The following is a 17,612-nucleotide window of genomic DNA, read 5'->3' on the forward strand; positions in this document are numbered from 1 at the left end:
TGGCGGTGGCCGGCGAGCGGTCGCGCAGATAGGTGCCGATGCCGGCCAGGCACCCGCCGCCGCCGACGGGGATGATCACCAGATCGGGAGCGCTGGGCAGCTGTTCGAGGATCTCCACCGCCACGGTGCCCTGCCCGGCCGCGGTGCGAGCATCGTCGAACGGCGGGACCATGGTGGCGCCGGTGCGGGCGACGTCGTCGGCGGCCGCCGCGGCCGCCGCGTCGAAGGTGTCGCCGACGGCGATCAATTCCACGAAGTCGCCGCCGTGGGCGCGGATGCGATCGCGTTTCTGCTTGGGCGTGGTGGTCGGTACGTAGATGCGGCCCTGGATACCCATCGCGCGGCAGGCGAAGGCGACGCCCTGGGCGTGATTGCCGGCGCTGGCGGTGACGACTCCGGCCGCACGCTCGCCGGCATCGAGCTGCACGATCAGGTTGTAGGCGCCGCGCAGCTTGTAGGAACGCACCGCCGTGAGGTCCTCGCGCTTGAGGTAGACGTTCGCGCCGGTGGCCGCCGACAACCGCTCGATTCGCTGTAGCGGCGTCGGCTCGACGATGTCGGAAATTCGCTTGGCGGCCGCGTCGATCTCGTCCGCGCTCAGTTCGGGCAGCGGAGCGGATACTTTCTCTACGACATCCAGCGGTTCAGACACCCGAACATGCTATCGGTCGCGCCTGGTCCGGCGCGCGGCAGTTTCCGTAGCGGTCCGGAACGCCCGGAAACCGGCGACGCCCGGACCGTAGGCCGGGCGTCGCAGCGATGATCGTCGTGGACCGGTGACGGTCGTGATCCGGGTGAATCAGGACTTCGGGGTCAGGACGAAAACCGGGATCTCGCGGGTGGTCTTCTGCTGGTAGTCGGCGTAGTCCGGGTAGGCCGCGACGGCCCGCTCCCACCAGACGGCCTTCTCCTCGCCGGTCACCTCGCGTGCGGTGTAGTCCTTCACCACATCGCCGTCGCGCAGTTCGACGGTCGGGTTGGCCTTGAGGTTGTAGTACCAGACAGGGTGCTTCGGGGCGCCGCCCAGTGAGGCCACCGCCGCGTACTCGCCGTTGTGCTCGACCCGCATGAGCGGGGTCTTGCGCAGCTTGCCGGTCTTGGCGCCGATGCTGGTGACCAGGATGATCGGCATCCCGCGGTCGAGCAGGGTATTCGCTTCGGACCCGTTGGAAGCCTCGTACTTCTCGGCCTGCTCGCGGGCCCAGTCGGATGTGCTGGGTGCGTAATCTCCGGTGAGTGGCATGCCCGGCACAACATCGATGACCGCGGATGTGTTCCCCCCCGTCCTTCGTGACCGGATAGCCGCAAATGTTCGGTGGACCGAAATTCCAGATACGTGTAGCCTGACGACATGACAGCGGTCAGCCCCATTGTTCGCCCGGTCCGCCGTGCCACGCATACGGTACGGATCGCGGGTGTGCCGTGGCCGGTGTACAAACTCGAGGCCGTCGCGCTGGGTGCGCTGCTCGCGCTGATTCTCGGCCTGATCACCGGTTCCGCAGAGCTCGCCGTCCTGGTCGCCGCGGGAGCGGCGGCGCTGCGATGGATCGCGGGAGCCGTGGCCCATCGAGGTAACACAGCCTGACGGCGACATCACCCGACGCGCGGTAGCCGAATCCGCGTGCGCCCAGCGCCTACGCACCGACCATCGAGGAGTCCGGCGTGGCGACCCGGTGTGCCTCAGCTCGCCAGGCAGCCCGGGCCGAGCAGCGCCTTCAGATCACCCATCAGTGCGGAGGACGGCGAGACCCGCAGGTTGTCGGCGACCTTGAGCATCGTCGTCTTCTCCCGCGATCCGACGTGGCGGATGTGTACATCGGCGGTGCCGGGGTGGCTGGACAGCACCCGCTTGAGCGCGCTCACCTTGTCGGGGGTGCACAGCCGGGTCGGGATCGTCACCGACAGCGGCTTCTCCATACCGATCGAGGACAGATCCGGCACCACCAGATCGTTGGCGATCAGCGAGATCCGGTCGTCGCGCACCGAGACGCGCGCCTTCACGAGCACGACGGCGTCCTCGGCGATGTCCATCCCGTACACCGAATAGGCCTGCGGGAAGAACAGCACCTCGATACCACCGGTGAGATCCTCCAATTGTGCCGAGGCCCAGGGCATTCCGTTCTTGTTGACGCGCCGGGTCACCGAGGCGAGGATGCCGCCGATGGTCACCTGGGCGCCGTCCTTGACATCACCCTGCAGAATGGCCGGAATCGGCGTGTCCGCCTGTGCGGCGAGGACGTGCTCCACCCCGTTGAGCGGATGGCCGGACACGTAGAGCCCCAGCATCTCTCGTTCCAGGGCCAGCTTGTGCTTGGCCTCCCACTCCTCGTCGGGCACCTTGACGTCGAAGACCGAGGAGATCGAATCGTCGGCGTCGTCGAGCCCGCCGAACAGGTCGAACTGCCCGATCGCCTCGGCTTTCTTGGTGGCCATCACCGCGTCGATGGCATCGGAATGCACGAGCAGCAGGCCCTTGCGCGGATGTCCGAGGGAGTCGAAAGCGCCTGCCTTGATGAGGGATTCGGTGACCTTCTTGGTGCAGGCGATGGTGTCGATCTTGTTCAGGTAGTCCGAGAAGTCGGTGAACTTCGACTTCTCGGTGCGTGCGGCGATGATCGAGGACACCACGTTGGTGCCGACGTTGCGCACCGCGCCCAGGCCGAAACGGATATCGGTGCCGACCGGCGCGAAGTTCTGTTCGGACTCGTTGACATCGGGCGGCAGCACCGTGATCCCGAGGCGGCGGCAGTCCGACAGGTAGACCGCGGCCTTGTCCTTGTCGTCGCCGACGCTGGTGAGGAGGGCGGCCATGTATTCGGCCGGATAGTTGGCCTTGAAGTAGGCGGTCCAGTAGGAGACCAGGCCGTAGGCGGCGGCATGCGATTTGTTGAACGCGTAACCGGCGAACGGGAGGATGGTGTCCCACAGCGCCTTGATCGCGGCCTTGGAGTAGCCGTTCTCCAACATGCCCGCCTCGAAGCCCTCGAACTCCGCGGCCAGCACCTCGGCCTTCTTCTTACCCATCGCGCGGCGCAGGATGTCCGCTCGTCCGAGCGAGTAGCCGGCCACTTTCTGCGCGACGTGCATGATCTGCTCTTGGTAGACGATCAGACCGTAGGTTTCGCCGAGGATGTCCTTGAGCGGTTCCTCGAGCTCGGGGTGGATCGGCTTGACCTCTTGGCGCCCGTTCTTGCGGTCGGCGTAGTCGTTGTGCGCGTTCATGCCCATCGGGCCGGGGCGATACAGCGCGCCGACGGCCACGATGTCCTCGAAGGCGGTGGGCTGCATGCGTCGCAGCAGATCGCGCATGGGCCCACCGTCGAGCTGGAACACACCCAGCGTGTCACCACGGGCGAGCAGTTCGAATGTTTTCGGATCGTCCAGCGGCAGCGCGTCGAGGTCGACGTCGACGCCGCGGTTGGCCTTGGCGTTGTCGATCGCGTCACCGAGCACGGTGAGGTTGCGCAGGCCGAGGAAGTCCATCTTCAGCAGGCCGATGGCCTCACACGACGGATAGTCCCAGCCGGTGATGATGGCGCCGTCCTGGGCTCGCTTCCACACCGGGATCGCGTCGGTCAGCGGCTCCGACGACATGATCACCGCGCAGGCGTGCACGCCGGCGTTGCGGATCAGGCCTTCCAGACCCTTCGCCGTGTCGTAGATCTTGGCGATATCGGGATTGGATTCGATGAGGGTGCGGACCTCGGCGGCCTCTTTGTACCGCTCGTGCTCGGGGTCGGTGATACCCGACACCGAGATGTCCTTGGCCATGATCGGCGGCGGCAGCGCCTTGGTGATCTGATCGGCGATCGCGAAGCCGGGCTGGCCGAACAGGACACGGGCCGAATCCTTCAGCGCCGCCTTGGTTTTGATGGTGCCGAAGGTGATGACCTGAGCGACCCGGTCGCTGCCCCACTTCTCGGTGGCGTAGCGGACCATCTCACCGCGGCGGCGATCGTCGAAGTCGATATCGATATCGGGCATCGAGACGCGCTCGGGATTGAGGAATCGCTCGAACAGCAGACCGTGCGGCAGCGGGTCGATATTGGTGATCTTCAGCGCGTAGGCGACCAGCGAACCGGCGGCCGAACCACGGCCCGGCCCGACCCGGATCCCGACCTCGCGGGCGTGATTGATCAGGTCGCCGACGACGAGGAAGTAGGCCGGGAAGCCCATCTTCAGGATCACGTCGATCTCGTACTCGGCCTGATCGAGGTACTTCTGCGGGACACCGTCGGGGAAGCGGTACTCCAGGCCGCGCGCGACCTCCTTGCGCAGCCAGGATGCCTCGGTCTCACCCTCGGGCACCGGGAATTTCGGCATCCGGTCGCGGTGAGTCCACACATCCTCGTAGGACTGCACGCGCTCGCCGATCAGCACAGTGTTGTCGCATGCGCCGGGGACCTCGCCGTCCCAGATCTCGCGCATCTCCGCGGCCGACTTCAGGTAGTAGCCGCTGCCGTCGAATTTGAACCGGGTCGGGTCCGACAGGGTCTTACCGGTCTGAATGCACAGCAGCGCTTCGTGATTCGTGGAGTCGGATTCGTGCACGTAGTGGCAGTCGTTGGTGGCCAGCGGCGGAATGCCCAGCTTCTTGCCGATATCGATCAGGCCCTCGCGCACCCGGCGCTCGATGGACAGCCCGTGGTCCATCAGTTCGAGGAAGAAGTTGTCCTTGCCGAAGATCTCCTGCCACTTGGCCGCGGCCTCCAGCGCCTCGCGCTCGTGCCCCAGTCGCAGCCGGGTCTGCACCTCGCCCGACGGGCAACCGGTGGTGGCGATGATCCCCTCGGCGTACTGGGCGATGATCTCGGCGTCCATGCGCGCCCACTTGCCGAGCTGGCCTTCGATCGAGGCCAGACTCGACAGCTTGAACAGGTTCCGCAGACCGGTGGCGGTCTCGGCGACCATCGTCATATGGGTGTAGGCGCCGGAGCCGGAGACGTCGTCGCTCTTCTGGCTCGGGTCACCCCACTGCACGCGTTTGGTGTTGAACCGGGACTCGGGCGCGATGTAGGCCTCGATGCCGATGATCGGCTTGATGCCCTGCTTCTTGGCCGAGTTGTAGAACTCCGAGGCGCCGTACATATTGCCGTGGTCGGTCATCCCGACCGCGGTCATCCCGAGCCGCTCCGCCTCCTTGAACAGGGGCGTGATCTTGGCGGCGCCATCGAGCATCGAGTACTCGGTGTGATTGTGCAGATGTACGAATCCCGAGTCGGCCACGCGAGGAATCCTAGTCGACCGGACCGACAGCCGATGCCAGGGAACTACATGCGTGCAATTCGGAGCTCGGCGTGTCGGGCGAGTCTCCCGGAATCGCCGGGAATGCCCCGCATCGCCGTGGCGAACCTCACCGCCGCGACCGCGGCCGGTGGGCGATCGCCGGAACGGATGCGAGTGGCACCGGTAACGCCGCGCGGGCCCGGCGGCGATAACCCGGCTGCGAGAGACGAACGGTCCGGAAGGGCAGATCGGTGCGTCACGGCGGTCGGCGGTCATCGTGCCGCTCCCCGTCTCGCCGATGACGGTCGACCGAGACGAGGGCGGTCGGCCGTCATCGTGTTCAGCGTGTGGCGCGGTGGACGCGAGATCGCGTAAGAGCCAAGCGCGTTTCGTATGCACCCGCTGCGACATGACGTTGAATGCGGACATCAACGCTGCACGGAACATCTTGGCCGCCGGGCTGGCGGTGACAGCCTGTGGAGACCTCGACAACGGTCGGTCTGGGAAGCAGGAACCAGCAGGAAACCGTGAGGAATTACTGCCTCCGCCCTAGCCGGTGCGGAGATTTCCGCGTTCATTCGTGGGAGGACTGTCAAAATTCGAGTAGTTCGCTACTCGCGAGCGGCACGGTACGGGGCGGGAGGATTGCCGGTATGAAGCGTTTGGTTGTGTGCTGTGACGGCACGTGGGGATCGGAGAGCAATCCGACGGTCTCCAATGTTGTGAAGATCGCCGAGTCGGTGCGGTCGAGCGCCGTCACCGACGCGGGCGACCATGTGGGACAACGGGTTTTCTATGTCGACGGCCCCGGCTCCCACGGCTATCTGGCCGACAAACTGCTCGGCGGCGCGTTCGGGCTCGGCCTCGACGCCAACCTGTCCACGATGTACTGGCAGCTGGCACTGAACTGGGAACCGGGGGACGAGATCTACGTCTTCGGCTTCAGTCGCGGCGCCTATACCGCCCGCAGCCTGGTCGGGATGATCAACCGGCTCGGGCTGCTCACCGCCGACGCGATGGTCGAGCGCGCCTATCCCGAGGCACTGAAGATCTACCGTCAGCGCAAAGTGGATCCCGACGGTCCGGATCGGCCGGAGTGGATCGAATTCCGTGAGCGCAACTGCATCTATCCGGTGCCGATCACCTTCCTCGGCGTCTTCGACACCGTCGGCGCGCTCGGGGTGCCGCTGCTGACGTCGTGGCGCTACCGCTTCCACGACGTGCGGCTGTCGAGAAATGTGCGGTACGCGCGGCAGGCCCTCGCGATCGACGAACGCCGCCGGATGTACGCACCGTGCCTGTGGGAGATCACCGACGACCCCGAGGGCGGCCCGAGCGGCGCCGACCGGGTGCAGCAGGTCTGGTTCGAGGGTGTGCACACCGATATCGGCGGTGGCTACGCCGACAGCCGGCTCTCCGACATCACGCTGCGGTGGATGGTGGAGCAGGCTCGAACCGCGGGATTGAGCTTCGACGACGAGCGCATCGAACAGCTCCTGAACCGCCCGGCACCCGCGGTATCGGCCGCCGCGCCGGAGCCGGCGGTCGCGGTGCCGGATTCGCCTCCGCGGGCGCACGATTCGCTCACCGTCTTCTACCGCGTCCTCAATCGCGTGGGCTGGGCGCTGCATCCGCGCAACCCCCGCTTCTACGCGGATTCCTGGCGCCGTCTGTTCGCCCCCGGTGATCGACGTGTCTATCTCGCCGATTGTGCCGCGCCGTGTGCGACCTACCGCCCACCGAACGTCGTCCGCTGGGCCGAGGAACTGGCCGGACCGCTGCCCACTCTGCCGGTCGGCGCGAGCGACGACAGCATCGACGATCACCCGGCAGGCGAACCTGTCGCGGGCGGACAGCACCAGGCGGGTAGCGGCTCGGTGGCCGACACCGCCGCCTGATCGCCGCTGTGTGACCGCCGCCGCCCATCACGGCCTCGCCAGGTGCGTTTGCCGGCGGTGCGGAGCTACGGCCCTCCTGATGCGCCGGAAATGACCGGTTTCGGCAACCGCCGGGGTGGCCGACCGCGAAGCGGCAGCGTCTCGCTCGCCGTGTGCCGCTGCCGGTTGCCGGGCTGTGCCCGTCGGTTGAACCTGTCCCCGGGCGCGCACGCTGCGCGCCCGGGTTCGCTTGTGTCTCAGCACCTTAGGCGGGCGCGGCGACCCGAGTTCCGCGTGTGGCGAGGGCGCGTGACCTGATCGAGATAAAACTGGCGTGTGATCGGTCGCACACATCACTGCAGGTCCAGCCGGTTTTTCTCAGCGTAATAACATCTACTGTTCACTTGGCGTTATGTTTACGTTAACGTGCCGCAATCATTCTGTGACTTGTCAAGAAGCAGGCAAACGGTCTGTTTTCACCGCGGCGAGCGGGCTTTTGTTCTGTAGATCGCCGCGTTGGCCCACCGTTCGACGCATCCGGAGTTCACATCGCCATGCAGATCAGAAGACTGTTACCCCTCGCCGTCCTCGCCGCCGTCGTCACCGTGCCCGTCGCGGCACACGCCGATGCCCCCGGTGTGCCGCCGCAACTGCAGCAGAGTGCCCAGCAGTGGGTGCAGGGATTGCCGCAGCCGCAGCAGGATCAGGCTCAGCAATTCCTGCAGACCCTGCCGCAGCCGCTGCAGCAGGTGATCCCCCAGACTTATCCCGACAACCTCGACGGCTGGATCAAGCACGCGCTCTTCGTGATGGGTCAGCACGGCATTCCGGGCAGCTACGACGGCATCTACCGCAATGCCATGCGTGAGTCGGGCGGCAACCCGCGTGCCATCAACCTCTACGACTCCAACGCCGCGGCCGGCATCCCCTCCAAGGGCCTGATGCAGGTCATCGATCCCACCTTCGCCGCCTATCACGTCGACGGCACCTCGGGCGACATCTACGACCCGGTCGCCAACATCGCGGCCGCCTGCAACTACGCCGCGCACCGCTACGGCTCGATCGACCACGTGTTCTCGGCGTACTGATCCGGGCTCGATCGGGCCTCAGCGCACCAGTAGCGCCACCGGCAGGCGGGCGAACAGCTTCTCCAGCCGGGTGCGGCCGGTGAAGGTGTGGCCGGTGAGGCGGTCGGTCCAGGTGCCCGAGGGCAGGTCGAGGACGGTATCGGCCCACCCGCCCTCGGTCAGGGCCACGCTGTAGCGGGTCGCGGCCACGATCACCTGCGGCGCCTCACCGCTGCGGCCGCGTGCGTATCCCACCAGGTGCTCGCTGCGGTCGCCGCTGCCGAACAGCGGTGTGTAGGAGCCGCCGACGAAGCAGTCGGGCCGCTCCCGCCGCAACCACAGGGCGTAGGCGACGATCCACATCTTCGCCGCGCCGGAGTTCTCCAATTCCGGTGTGCCCGTGAGTGATTGCAGCATCGCCAGGCGGTGCCCGAAATCGACCGGCCGCCGATTGTCCGGGTCGACCAGCGAGTCCTCCCACAGCTCGCAGCCCTGATACACATCAGGGATGCCGGGACCGCACAGCTGAAGCAGCTTCTGCCCCAGTGAATCCGACCACGCGTGCGGTGCGAGCCGGGTCGCCAGCTCACCGAGTTCGGCGCCGACCGGCCCGTCGATCACGGTGTCGAGCCAGCGATGCACCTCGGCCTCGAAGTCGACGTCGGGTTCCTCCCACGAGGACCGCAGACCGGCCTCGCGCACCGCCTTCTCCGCGAACAGGTGCAGGCGTTCGCGAAACCGCGGCACCGTGGCGGGGCGGCGCCCGTCGACCGGCCACACGCCGAACATGTTCTGCAGCAAGAAGTTCGCGGTCGGTCCGTCCGGCGCGGGCGCGAGTTCCAGCCAGGCGCCCACCGCCTTGGCCCAGCTGTCGGCCACCTGCGAGAGCACCGTGATGCGGGCGCGCACATCTTCGCCCCGCTTGGTGTCGTGCGTCGACAGCGTCGTCATGGTGGCCGGGCGGCGCACCGCGCGTTCGGCATTGGCGAGATGGAATTCCAGCACCGAACGGCCGAACCGGCCCGGGTCACCGCCCATCTCCTGCAGCGACACCAGACGCGACGCCTGATAGAACATGGTGTCGTCGACCGCCTTGGCCGCGACCGCGCCGCCCACCTGATGCATCCGCCGTGCCGCTTCTCCGCCGGCGGCCAGTGCGCGCACCAGGACCGACAGCGGGGCGGTCAGCTCCCGGTTGCGCTGCTGCACCTCGGCCACCACGGTGCCGAGCACCCCGGACAGGGGTGCGTAGTCGGTCCGGTACACCGGCATATGGGACAGCACCTCGATGGTGGCGTTGGTCAGCGCCATATCGCTGATCGCGGCGGAATCGAATCCGTTCACCGCCGCGTCGCGCTTCACCGCGCCGACCAGTCGCCGGACCTCGGGCACGAGCAGGCGCTCGGCCACCGCGCGTTTGATGCGGTGTTCGGTATCGGCCATCCAGGCGGCATCGCTGCCGTGTCCCGACATCCGCCGCGACAACTCGGTGAGCGCGTTCTCTCCGGCCGGATCGACGAAGATGCCGCCGACCTCCGCGAGCGCTTCGTATCCGGTGGTGCCGTCGACGGGCAGGGTGGCGTCGAGCGGTTCGTGGCGGCCGAGCACCTTCTCCACCAGCAGCAGCCGCTGCGGGCCGATCAGCCGGCGCAGTTTCGCCAGATAGGCGGCCGGATATGCCAATCCGTCGGGATGGTCGACGCGCACCCCGTCGATGAGATCGTGTTCGCACCAGGCGGCCAGTTCGCGATGGGTCAGATCGAAGACCGCCGGCTCCTCCTGCCGGATCGCCGCCAGTTCCGAGACCGCCAGGAATCGCCGATAGCTGCAGATCCCGGCCTTCCAGCTGACGAGGCGATAGTGCTGGCGGTCATGGATGCGCAGCGCGTTCTCCCCGTCGGTGCCGGGCGCGATCGGGAAACGCAGATCCCGCAGGGCCAGGACCGGTTCGGGGCCCGAGCGGTCGACGGTCAGCGCGGCCGGATCGTTCTCGCTGTGCAGTACGGGCAGCGCCAGCCGCCCGCCCGCGCCGTTGCCCGGGCTCCAGTCGATGTCGAAGAAATGCGCGAATTTCGAATTCTTGCCGTTGCGCAGCACATCCCACCACCACGGATTGCACCGCGGATCGCCGACGCCGACGTGATTGGGCACCAGATCGACGATCAGGCCCATGCCGCGGCCGCGAACCTCGTCGGCGAGTGCCTTCAGCCCGCCCGGCCCGCCCAGTGCCGCCGACACGGTGGTCGGATCGGTGACGTCGTAGCCGTGCGCGGAGCCCGGCATCGCGGTCATCACCGGGGACAGATACAGATGCGAAATACCCAGCTGCTGCAGATATTCGGCGATCGCGCGGGCGTCGGCGAAGGTCAGGGCGTCCGGGCGCAGCTGTAGCCGGTACGTGCTGCGCACGGGGGTCCGGCGGGCGATCGGGCCGGTGCGGTGTTCAGGGGAAGGGGTGTCTGTCATCTCGATATCGGTGTGGATTCGGTACGGCGGAGAACGAGCAGGCAGCGAGCGGGTACGGCGACCGTGGCCGCTGCGGGGTAGGTGGCATCTGTGCGCCCGGTGGGTGTCGAGCAGTCCAGCGCCACCGTCCAGTGCGCGCCGAATTCCGGTCCGGGTACGGCGAATTCGAGGGGTGCGTCGTGGGCATTGAAACACAGCAGGAAGGAATCATCGCGCACTCGTTCCCCGCGCGGGCCCGGTTCGGCGATCGCCTCGCCGTTGAGGAACACCGCCAGGGAGCGGGCGAAGCCGGTATTCCAGTCGGCGGTGGTCATCTCCGTGCCGCCGGGGGTGAACCACGTGATATCGCCGGCGCTGGGGAGTTCGTCGGGTACGGCGCCGGGGAGTTCGCCGGGGGTGCCGGGACGTCCGTCGAAGAAGCGCCGGCGCCGGAACACCGGATGGGCGTGGCGCAGCGCGAAGGCGGTGCGGGTGAACGTCAGCAGGTCGGCGTATTTCTGCGCGGCGCCCCAATCCATCCAGGACAGTGGCGAATCCTGGCAGTAGGCATTGTTGTTGCCCTGCTGGGTGCGCCCGATCTCGTCGCCGTGCAGCAGCATGGGTGTGCCCTGCGACAGTGCCAGGGTGGCGATCATGTTGCGGCTCTGGCGATCTCGCAGTGCACAGACCTCCGGATCGTCGGTGGGACCCTCGATCCCGCAGTTCCAGGACCGGTTGTAGTCTTCGCCGTCGCGATTGTCCTCGCCGTTGGCGTGATTGTGTTTGTCGTTGTAGGAAACCAGATCTCGCAGTGTGAACCCGTCGTGGGCGGTCACGAAGTTGACGCTCGCGCCGGGACGGCGGCCGGTGGCCTCGTACAGATCGGAACTGCCCGTGAACCGGGAGGCGAATTCGCCCAGGGTCGCCGGGCGGCCGCGCCAGTAGTCGCGCACGGTATCGCGGTACTTGCCGTTCCACTCGGTCCACAGCCCCGGAAAGTTGCCGACCTGGTAGCCGCCCTCGCCGATGTCCCACGGTTCGGCGATCAGTTTGACCTGGCTGACCACCGGGTCCTGCTGCACCAGATCGAAGAAGGTGGAAAGCCGGTCCACATCGTGTAATTCGCGCGCCAGCGTGGCCGCCAGATCGAAGCGGAAGCCGTCGACGTGCATCTCGAGAATCCAGTACCGCAGCGAATCCATGATCAGCTGCAAGGTGTGCGGATGGCGCACATTGAGGCTGTTGCCGGTGCCGGTGTAGTCCATGTAGTGCGCCGGATCGTCTTCGGCCAGACGGTAATACGCCGCGTTGTCGATCCCGCGCAGGCCGATCGTCGGCCCCAGGTGATTCCCCTCGCCGGTGTGGTTGTAGACCACGTCGAGGATCACCTCGATGCCCGCGCTGTGCAGTGCCCGGACCATCGCCTTGAATTCGGTGACCGCGGCCCCGGCCCGCGGGTCGGCGGCGTATTCGTGGTGTGGTGCCAGATAGCCGAAACTGTTGTACCCCCAGTAGTTTCGCAGTCCGCGGTCGAGCAGGATCCGGTCGTGCAGGAACTGGTGGACCGGCATCAGTTCGATCGCTGTGACGCCCAGCGACAGCAGATGGTCGATGATCGCCGGATGCGCGATGCCCGCGTAGGTGCCGCGCAGTCGCTGCGGAATCGCCGGATGCGTCATCGTCATACCCTTGACGTGGGCTTCGTAGATGACGGTTTCGTGATAGGGCCGCCGCGGTGCGCGGTCACCGGCCCAGTCGAAGTACGGGTTCACCACCACGCCGGTCATGGTGTGTCCCAGCGTATCCGCGCCGTAGGTGTGCAGGGTGGCGTCGGCGGCGAACCGGCCCGCGAAGGCCTTGCCGTAGGGATCGAGCAGTAGTTTGCTGCTGTCGCAGCGCAGACCGCGGGCGGGATCGTAGGGGCCGTGCACGCGGAACCCGTAGCGCTGCCCGGGGGCGACGGTGGGCAGATAGGCGTGCCAGACGTATCCGTCGACCTCGTCGAGCGGGATGCGGTGCTCACCGCCCGCACGATCGATCAGGCACAGCTCGACCAGTTCGGCAACTTCGGAGAACACCGAGAAGTTGGTGCCGGCGCCGTCGTAGGTAGCGCCCAGCGGATAGGCGGCACCCGGCCAGACGCCGAGAGGCGTCATCTCACCGGATGTATCGGGCCGAACCATATACCGACAGTAACCGTCGCGCCGGAGCCGCCGGTGCGGGTGGGCCGGGTCGTGCCGGGCCGGTAATCCGGTGGCTATCGATGGCCCGGCCGCGGCCGACGGTCCGCGTGGGTTCCGCGGCACCGCGGTTACCGCAGGCTGCGCCGCCAGGTCTGGCCGACCAGGTCGGCGCCGAAACTGTGGTGTGGCCGGGAATCGACGAGCTCGAATCCGGCGCGCTGGTAGATCCGCCGCGCCGCGGTGAGCACATCGTTGGTCCACAGCACCATGTCCCGATATCCCGCCTCGCTCGCGAACCGCAGGCACCGCTCGACCAGTGCGGTGCCGACGCCGAGCCCGCGCGCCGACGGTTCCACGAGCAGCAGCCGCAGCCGGGCGGTGGTGTCGTCCTCGCGCACGCAGAACACCGCACCGGCCGCCGCGCCGCCGGCCTCGGCGATCCACGCCCGCTCGCTCTCCGGATCGTGCCCGGCCAGGAAGTCGGCCACGATCTTCGCGACCAGCGCCTCGTAGTCGGTGTCCCAGCCGTATTCGGCGGCGTAGAGCACCGCGTTGCGCTGGATGATCCAGCCGTAGTCGCCGGGACGGGGAGGTCGGAGGCGGACCTCGCTCGCGGGGCCCGCCGCTGGTGAATGTGCGCGGCTCGCCGCGGTGGCCGGGTCGAGCAGTTGTTCGATCGTGCGCATCGCGGTGCGCAGGCGACGCCGGTCCGCGGCGCTGTGCCCGGCCAGCAGCGCGGCGATGTCGTGCGCGGAGCGGCGGTCGAGATCGTCGGCCGCGCCCCGCCCGGCGTCGGTGAGCTGGACGAGTTGCAGGCGAGCGTCGGAGTCGGAGCGGTGCCGGCGCACCAGCCCGGCGCTCTCGAAGCGGGCGAGGATCCGGCTCAGATAGCCGGGGTCCAGGCCCAGGTCGGTGCGCAGTGTGCGGACGCCCAGCGGTCCGGAGTGCGCGAGTTCGAACAGGATTCGCGCCTCGGTGAGCGAGAAGTCGCTGTCGAGCAGATGTTCCTCGAGGACGCCGATCAGCCGGGTGTAGCGGCGGTTGAACGCGCGCACGGCGCCGACGTCGTCGTGATCGAGTGCGGGGATCGTCACGGCCCTCCCGTCGCAGTTCTTTGACCAAGTCAAAGATATCGCGCGGCGGCCCCGCGCACATCCGATTTGCCGCGGTGATAACTTGAACGGCGTTCAAGACCATTTCGTGAAGGGATCCGCGTGGCCCTGACAGCCGACCAGATCACCGCCCTCGACGCCGCGCACGTCTGGCATCCCTACGGCGGCTTCCCGGCGAGCACCGAACCGCTGGTGGTCGCCTCGGCCGCGGGCACCCGCCTGACCCTGGCCGACGGCCGCGAACTGGTCGACGGGATGAGTTCGTGGTGGGCGGCGGTGCACGGCTACCGGCACCCCGTGCTCGACGCCGCGCTGCTCGAGCAGTCGCAGCGGATGAGTCACGTCATGTTCGGCGGGCTCACCCACGAACCGGCCGTGCGGCTGTCCCAACTGCTGGTGGAGCTGACTCCCGACGGTCTGGACAAGGTGTTCCTCTGCGATTCCGGTTCGGTGTCGGTCGAGGTCGCGGCCAAGATGTGCCTGCAGTACTGGCGGGCGCTCGGACAGCCGGAGAAACGGCGGCTGTTCACCTGGCGCGGTGGGTATCACGGCGACACCTTCACCCCGATGAGCGTGTGCGATCCCGAGGGTGGCATGCATTCGCTGTGGACCGATGTGCTGGCCGAGCAGATCTTCGCGCCCGTACCGCCGGTCGACTTCGATCCCGGCTACGTCGCGGAGCTCGACCGGATGCTGGCCGCGCATGCGCACGAGACCGCGGCGGTGATCGTCGAACCGGTCGTGCAGGGCGCGGGCGGAATGCGGTTCCATCATCCGCGCTACCTGAACGAGCTGCGCCGCCTGTGCGACGAGCACGGCGTGCTGCTGGTCTTCGACGAGATCGCCACCGGATTCGGCCGCACCGGAACGCTTTTCGCGGCCGAGGCCGCCGGGGTGGCGCCCGATGTGATGTGCGTGGGCAAGGCCATCACCGGCGGATATATGACCCTGGCCGCCGCCTTGTGCACCACCCGCATCGCCGAAACCGTCAGCGCGGCCCACGGCGGGCTCATGCACGGGCCCACGTTCATGGGCAATCCGTTGGCCTGCGCGGTCGCGGTCGCCTCGGTGGAACTGCTGCTCTCGCGGGATTGGGCGGGCGAGGTCGCCGCGATCGAAGCCGGGTTGAAAACGGGACTCGCTGCGGCACAGGATAATCCGCGCGTGGTAGACGTGCGCGTGCTCGGCGCGATCGGGGTGGTGGAACTCGACCACGCGATCGATATGGTCGCCGCGACCCGCGCCGCCGTCGAGGCCGGCGTGTGGCTGCGGCCGTTCCGCAATCTCGTCTACACCATGCCGCCGTTCATCAGCAGTGCCGACGATATCGCCCGCATCGCCGCTGGTGTGGTCGCCACCGCGGCGGCCGGTTGAGCCGAATTCCCCTCCGGCGCGCGGTTCGTCGTATATCGGAAATTTATTTTCGTGTGATATGGTGGCGGCGAGCACGAAAATTCCTGTCTATCATCGGCATTCGCGCGGTGATATCCACCGGCTCCTTCGGACGGTGAAAGGGAATTCGATGATCGGCACCGAACCCAGTCGCACGGCGATGATGGCGGCCGCGGCCCGTGCGGCCCACCTGCTGATCGACAGCGAGCCCTATCTGTTCCGCGACACCATGGCATCCGCGCTGCTCGGCCCGCATGCGGAGGAGCTCATCGGCTACCACCTGCAGCACGGCGACCATCCGCTGCTCGCCGCGGTCCGGGCGCAGGCGACGGTGCGCAGCCACTGGGTCGAACAGCGCGTCGCGAAATCGGCCGCGGCGCAATATGTCGTTCTCGGGGCGGGACTCGACAGTTTCGGATATCGCGATGCGGCCGAAGGGATCCGGGTATTCGAGGTCGACCATCCGGGCACCCAGCGGTGGAAAAGGGAAATTCTCGCCATCGGCGATATTCGCCCGGTCGGCGAGGTCGTTTTCGTGCCCGTCGATTTCGAACGCGACGATCTGCCGCGGCATTTGGCCGATGCCGGATTCGACCGTGCCCGCCCCGCGCTGATCAGCTGGCTCGGCGTCAGCATGTATCTCACCGCCGAGGCGATCGGCACCACGCTGGCCGGCCTCTCCGGTCTGGCCCCGGGCACTGAACTGGTGATGGAGTACATGCTCGATCCGGCACTACGCGACGGCAACGGACACGCCTACGCCGAATCCGTCCAGCCCGTCACCAGCGCCCAGGGCGAACCGTGGCTGAGCACCTTCACCCCGGAAACCCTCGACGACGTGCTGGGTCGATACGGATTCACCACGGTCGAGCACATCAGTCACCGGGCGGCCGTGCCGGCAGGCTGGTGGCAGCGCGCCGATGCGCTGCAACCGGTGGATCTGTGCCGGCTGGCATATGCGCGCATCGGCGGGTGACCCCGCCGTGGCCTGCGGCGGCGGGCGCGGTGTGTTTGGCTGGACTCCGACGCCTAGGAGCCGAGGAGTGGGGAATGCGGGCACTGCGAGTGATCGTCGTCGGCGGGGGAATCGGCGGAATGGCCGCCGCGATCGCGCTGCATCGGGGCGGGCACGACGTCGAGGTCTGGGAGCGGGCCGCCGATATCGGCGAGGCGGGGTCGGGATTGACACTGTGGCCCAACGGATTACGTGCCCTGGACGCGATCGGAGTGGGGGCGCGGGTGCGCTCGCGCGCGATGGCCGACACCGAGGGCGGAATCCGTGACCGCTCCGGCCGCTGGCTGACCCGCACCGACACCGGGAAAATGGCCGAGCGGTACGGCCCGGTGGTGGCCGTGCATCGCGCGGACCTGTTCGACATTCTGCGCACCGCACTCGGCGACGATCGGCTGCGCCTGGGACGCACCGTCACCGGCATCGACATCGCAGGTAGTTGGGAGACAACGGCATCGGGAAACGGCGGTCGCACCGGCGATCCGGCGCCGGCAACGCGCGTGCCCGGGCACAACGCCGCGGAAGACGAGACTCCGGAGGCGCGTGACACCACCGGAGATATCCGGGCGTCCAATGGGGGGCGGGGACCGGATACCGCCGCGGACGCGCGGGAGCCGGTGCGGGATGTGCCCGCGAAGCGCGCGGCGAGCGAACGTGGCGGGCGGGGAGCGCGGGTTCTGTATGCCGGGGGAGCGGAGACGGCGGATCTGGTGATCGGGGCCGACGGCCTGCGCAGCGTCGTGCGGGCCGCGGTCTGTCCGCGCGCCCGCCCGCCCCGCTATGCCGGATACACCGCCTGGCGGATGGTCACCGCGCCGCGGCCCGAACTTCGCCAGGGCGGCCAGATATGGGGCAGCGGTGAGATTTTCGGCATCGTCCCGCTGTCCGACCACCGGGTGTACATGTTCGGTGCGGTGAACGCCGCCGAAGGTGAGCGCGGGGCAGACGGCGAATTCGCGGAAGTGCACAGGCGTTTCGGTGAGTGGCCGGATCCGGTGCCGCGGCTGCTGGCGGCGGTATCGCCGGAATCGGTGATGCGCCACGACATCTACGAGCTTCCCGACCTGCCGACATTCGTGCGCGGTCCCGTCGCGCTGCTCGGCGACGCCGCGCACGCGATGACGCCGAATATGGGACAGGGCGCCAATCTCGCGCTCGAGGATGCCGCCACCCTGGCCGCGCTGCTCGACGATCGCGGGGTCGAGGACGCACTGCGCGGCTACGACTCGCTGCGCCGCCCGCGCACCCGCGCGCTCGCTCATCGCTCGCGGCGGATCGGGACGGTCGCGCAGTGGTCC

At 67.8% G+C, this 17,612-nt stretch carries 13 protein-coding genes; 7 read left to right on the forward strand and 6 right to left on the reverse strand.

Features of this window, described 5'->3' with window-relative positions; translation table 11 throughout:
• Positions 1-652 (reverse strand): pyridoxal-phosphate dependent enzyme (locus NE2_RS33415; RefSeq protein WP_157110996.1); only part of this gene is annotated, 652 nt, incomplete at its 3' end.
• Between the two features lie 147 nt (positions 653-799).
• Positions 800-1,243, reverse strand: a complete 444-nt coding sequence (locus tag NE2_RS33420; RefSeq protein ID WP_063032639.1) for a nitroreductase family deazaflavin-dependent oxidoreductase — start codon at positions 1,241-1,243, stop codon at positions 800-802.
• A 108-nt stretch (positions 1,244-1,351) separates the two neighbouring features.
• On the opposite strand from NE2_RS33420, the gene NE2_RS33425 reads away from it, so the two are divergent.
• Positions 1,352-1,585, forward strand: a complete 234-nt coding sequence (locus tag NE2_RS33425; RefSeq protein WP_063032641.1) for a hypothetical protein — start codon at positions 1,352-1,354, stop codon at positions 1,583-1,585.
• Positions 1,586-1,680: 95 nt separating this feature from the next.
• Here NE2_RS33425 and dnaE read toward each other — a convergent pair whose 3' ends face one another.
• Positions 1,681-5,226, reverse strand: a complete 3,546-nt coding sequence (gene dnaE / locus NE2_RS33430; protein ID WP_030514679.1) for a DNA polymerase III subunit alpha — start codon at positions 5,224-5,226, stop codon at positions 1,681-1,683.
• A gap of 298 nt (positions 5,227-5,524) precedes the next feature.
• Here dnaE and NE2_RS36795 point away from each other — a divergent pair, with 298 nt between their 5' ends.
• The 3 genes from NE2_RS36795 (at position 5,525) to NE2_RS36130 (ending at position 8,191) form a co-directional block, all read left to right on the forward strand.
• A complete protein-coding gene (locus tag NE2_RS36795; RefSeq protein ID WP_228831468.1) occupies positions 5,525-5,779 on the forward strand; it encodes a zinc ribbon domain-containing protein in 255 nt (84 codons plus the stop codon).
• Positions 5,780-5,879: 100 nt separating this feature from the next.
• Positions 5,880-7,124, forward strand: a complete 1,245-nt coding sequence (locus NE2_RS33435) for a T6SS phospholipase effector Tle1-like catalytic domain-containing protein (protein WP_084494514.1) — start codon at positions 5,880-5,882, stop codon at positions 7,122-7,124.
• Between the two features lie 533 nt (positions 7,125-7,657).
• Positions 7,658-8,191, forward strand: a complete 534-nt coding sequence (locus NE2_RS36130; RefSeq protein WP_218018718.1) for a transglycosylase SLT domain-containing protein — start codon at positions 7,658-7,660, stop codon at positions 8,189-8,191.
• An 18-nt stretch (positions 8,192-8,209) separates the two neighbouring features.
• Here NE2_RS36130 and treY read toward each other — a convergent pair whose 3' ends face one another.
• From treY to NE2_RS33455, 3 genes are all read right to left on the reverse strand, one after another.
• Positions 8,210-10,636: a malto-oligosyltrehalose synthase gene (gene treY, locus NE2_RS33445; protein WP_063032643.1), complete on the reverse strand. Its 2,427-nt coding sequence runs from the start codon at positions 10,634-10,636 to the stop codon at positions 8,210-8,212.
• Entirely contained in the window at positions 10,633-12,798 is a 2,166-nt protein-coding gene (gene glgX / locus NE2_RS33450) for a glycogen debranching protein GlgX (protein WP_063032645.1), read from the reverse strand. The genes treY and glgX overlap by 4 nt, the downstream gene beginning before the upstream one ends.
• Before the next feature lie 128 nt (positions 12,799-12,926).
• Positions 12,927-13,892, reverse strand: coding sequence for a bifunctional helix-turn-helix transcriptional regulator/GNAT family N-acetyltransferase (locus tag NE2_RS33455; protein WP_063032647.1), 966 nt, complete (start codon positions 13,890-13,892; stop codon positions 12,927-12,929).
• A 120-nt stretch (positions 13,893-14,012) separates the two neighbouring features.
• Between NE2_RS33455 and NE2_RS33460 the strand changes: the two genes are divergently transcribed.
• The 3 genes from NE2_RS33460 to NE2_RS33470 all read left to right on the forward strand — a co-directional run.
• Positions 14,013-15,284: an adenosylmethionine--8-amino-7-oxononanoate transaminase gene (locus NE2_RS33460; RefSeq protein WP_063032649.1), complete on the forward strand. Its 1,272-nt coding sequence runs from the start codon at positions 14,013-14,015 to the stop codon at positions 15,282-15,284.
• Positions 15,285-15,432: 148 nt separating this feature from the next.
• Entirely contained in the window at positions 15,433-16,278 is an 846-nt protein-coding gene (locus NE2_RS33465) for a class I SAM-dependent methyltransferase (protein ID WP_218018719.1), read from the forward strand.
• Between the two features lie 74 nt (positions 16,279-16,352).
• Positions 16,353-17,612 (forward strand): FAD-dependent monooxygenase (locus NE2_RS33470; protein ID WP_063032651.1); only part of this gene is annotated, 1,260 nt, incomplete at its 3' end.

The organism is Nocardia elegans NBRC 108235 (assembly GCF_001612845.1).
Classification (GTDB): domain Bacteria; phylum Actinomycetota; class Actinomycetes; order Mycobacteriales; family Mycobacteriaceae; genus Nocardia; species Nocardia nova.

Bases quoted from the DNA above. Each gene is read 5' to 3' on its own strand.
- NE2_RS33465 (WP_218018719.1), top strand. From the start codon at position 15,433: ATGATCGGCACCGAACCCAGTCGCACGGCGATGATGGCGGCCGCGGCC.
- NE2_RS33435 (WP_084494514.1), top strand. From the start codon at position 5,880: ATGAAGCGTTTGGTTGTGTGCTGTGACGGCACGTGGGGATCGGAGAGC.
- NE2_RS33425 (WP_063032641.1), top strand. From the start codon at position 1,352: ATGACAGCGGTCAGCCCCATTGTTCGCCCGGTCCGCCGTGCCACGCAT.
- NE2_RS36130 (WP_218018718.1), top strand. From the start codon at position 7,658: ATGCAGATCAGAAGACTGTTACCCCTCGCCGTCCTCGCCGCCGTCGTC.
- glgX (WP_063032645.1), bottom strand. From the start codon at position 12,798: ATGGTTCGGCCCGATACATCCGGTGAGATGACGCCTCTCGGCGTCTGG.
- NE2_RS33420 (WP_063032639.1), bottom strand. From the start codon at position 1,243: ATGCCACTCACCGGAGATTACGCACCCAGCACATCCGACTGGGCCCGC.
- treY (WP_063032643.1), bottom strand. From the start codon at position 10,636: ATGACAGACACCCCTTCCCCTGAACACCGCACCGGCCCGATCGCCCGC.
- NE2_RS36795 (WP_228831468.1), top strand. From the start codon at position 5,525: ATGACGGTCGACCGAGACGAGGGCGGTCGGCCGTCATCGTGTTCAGCG.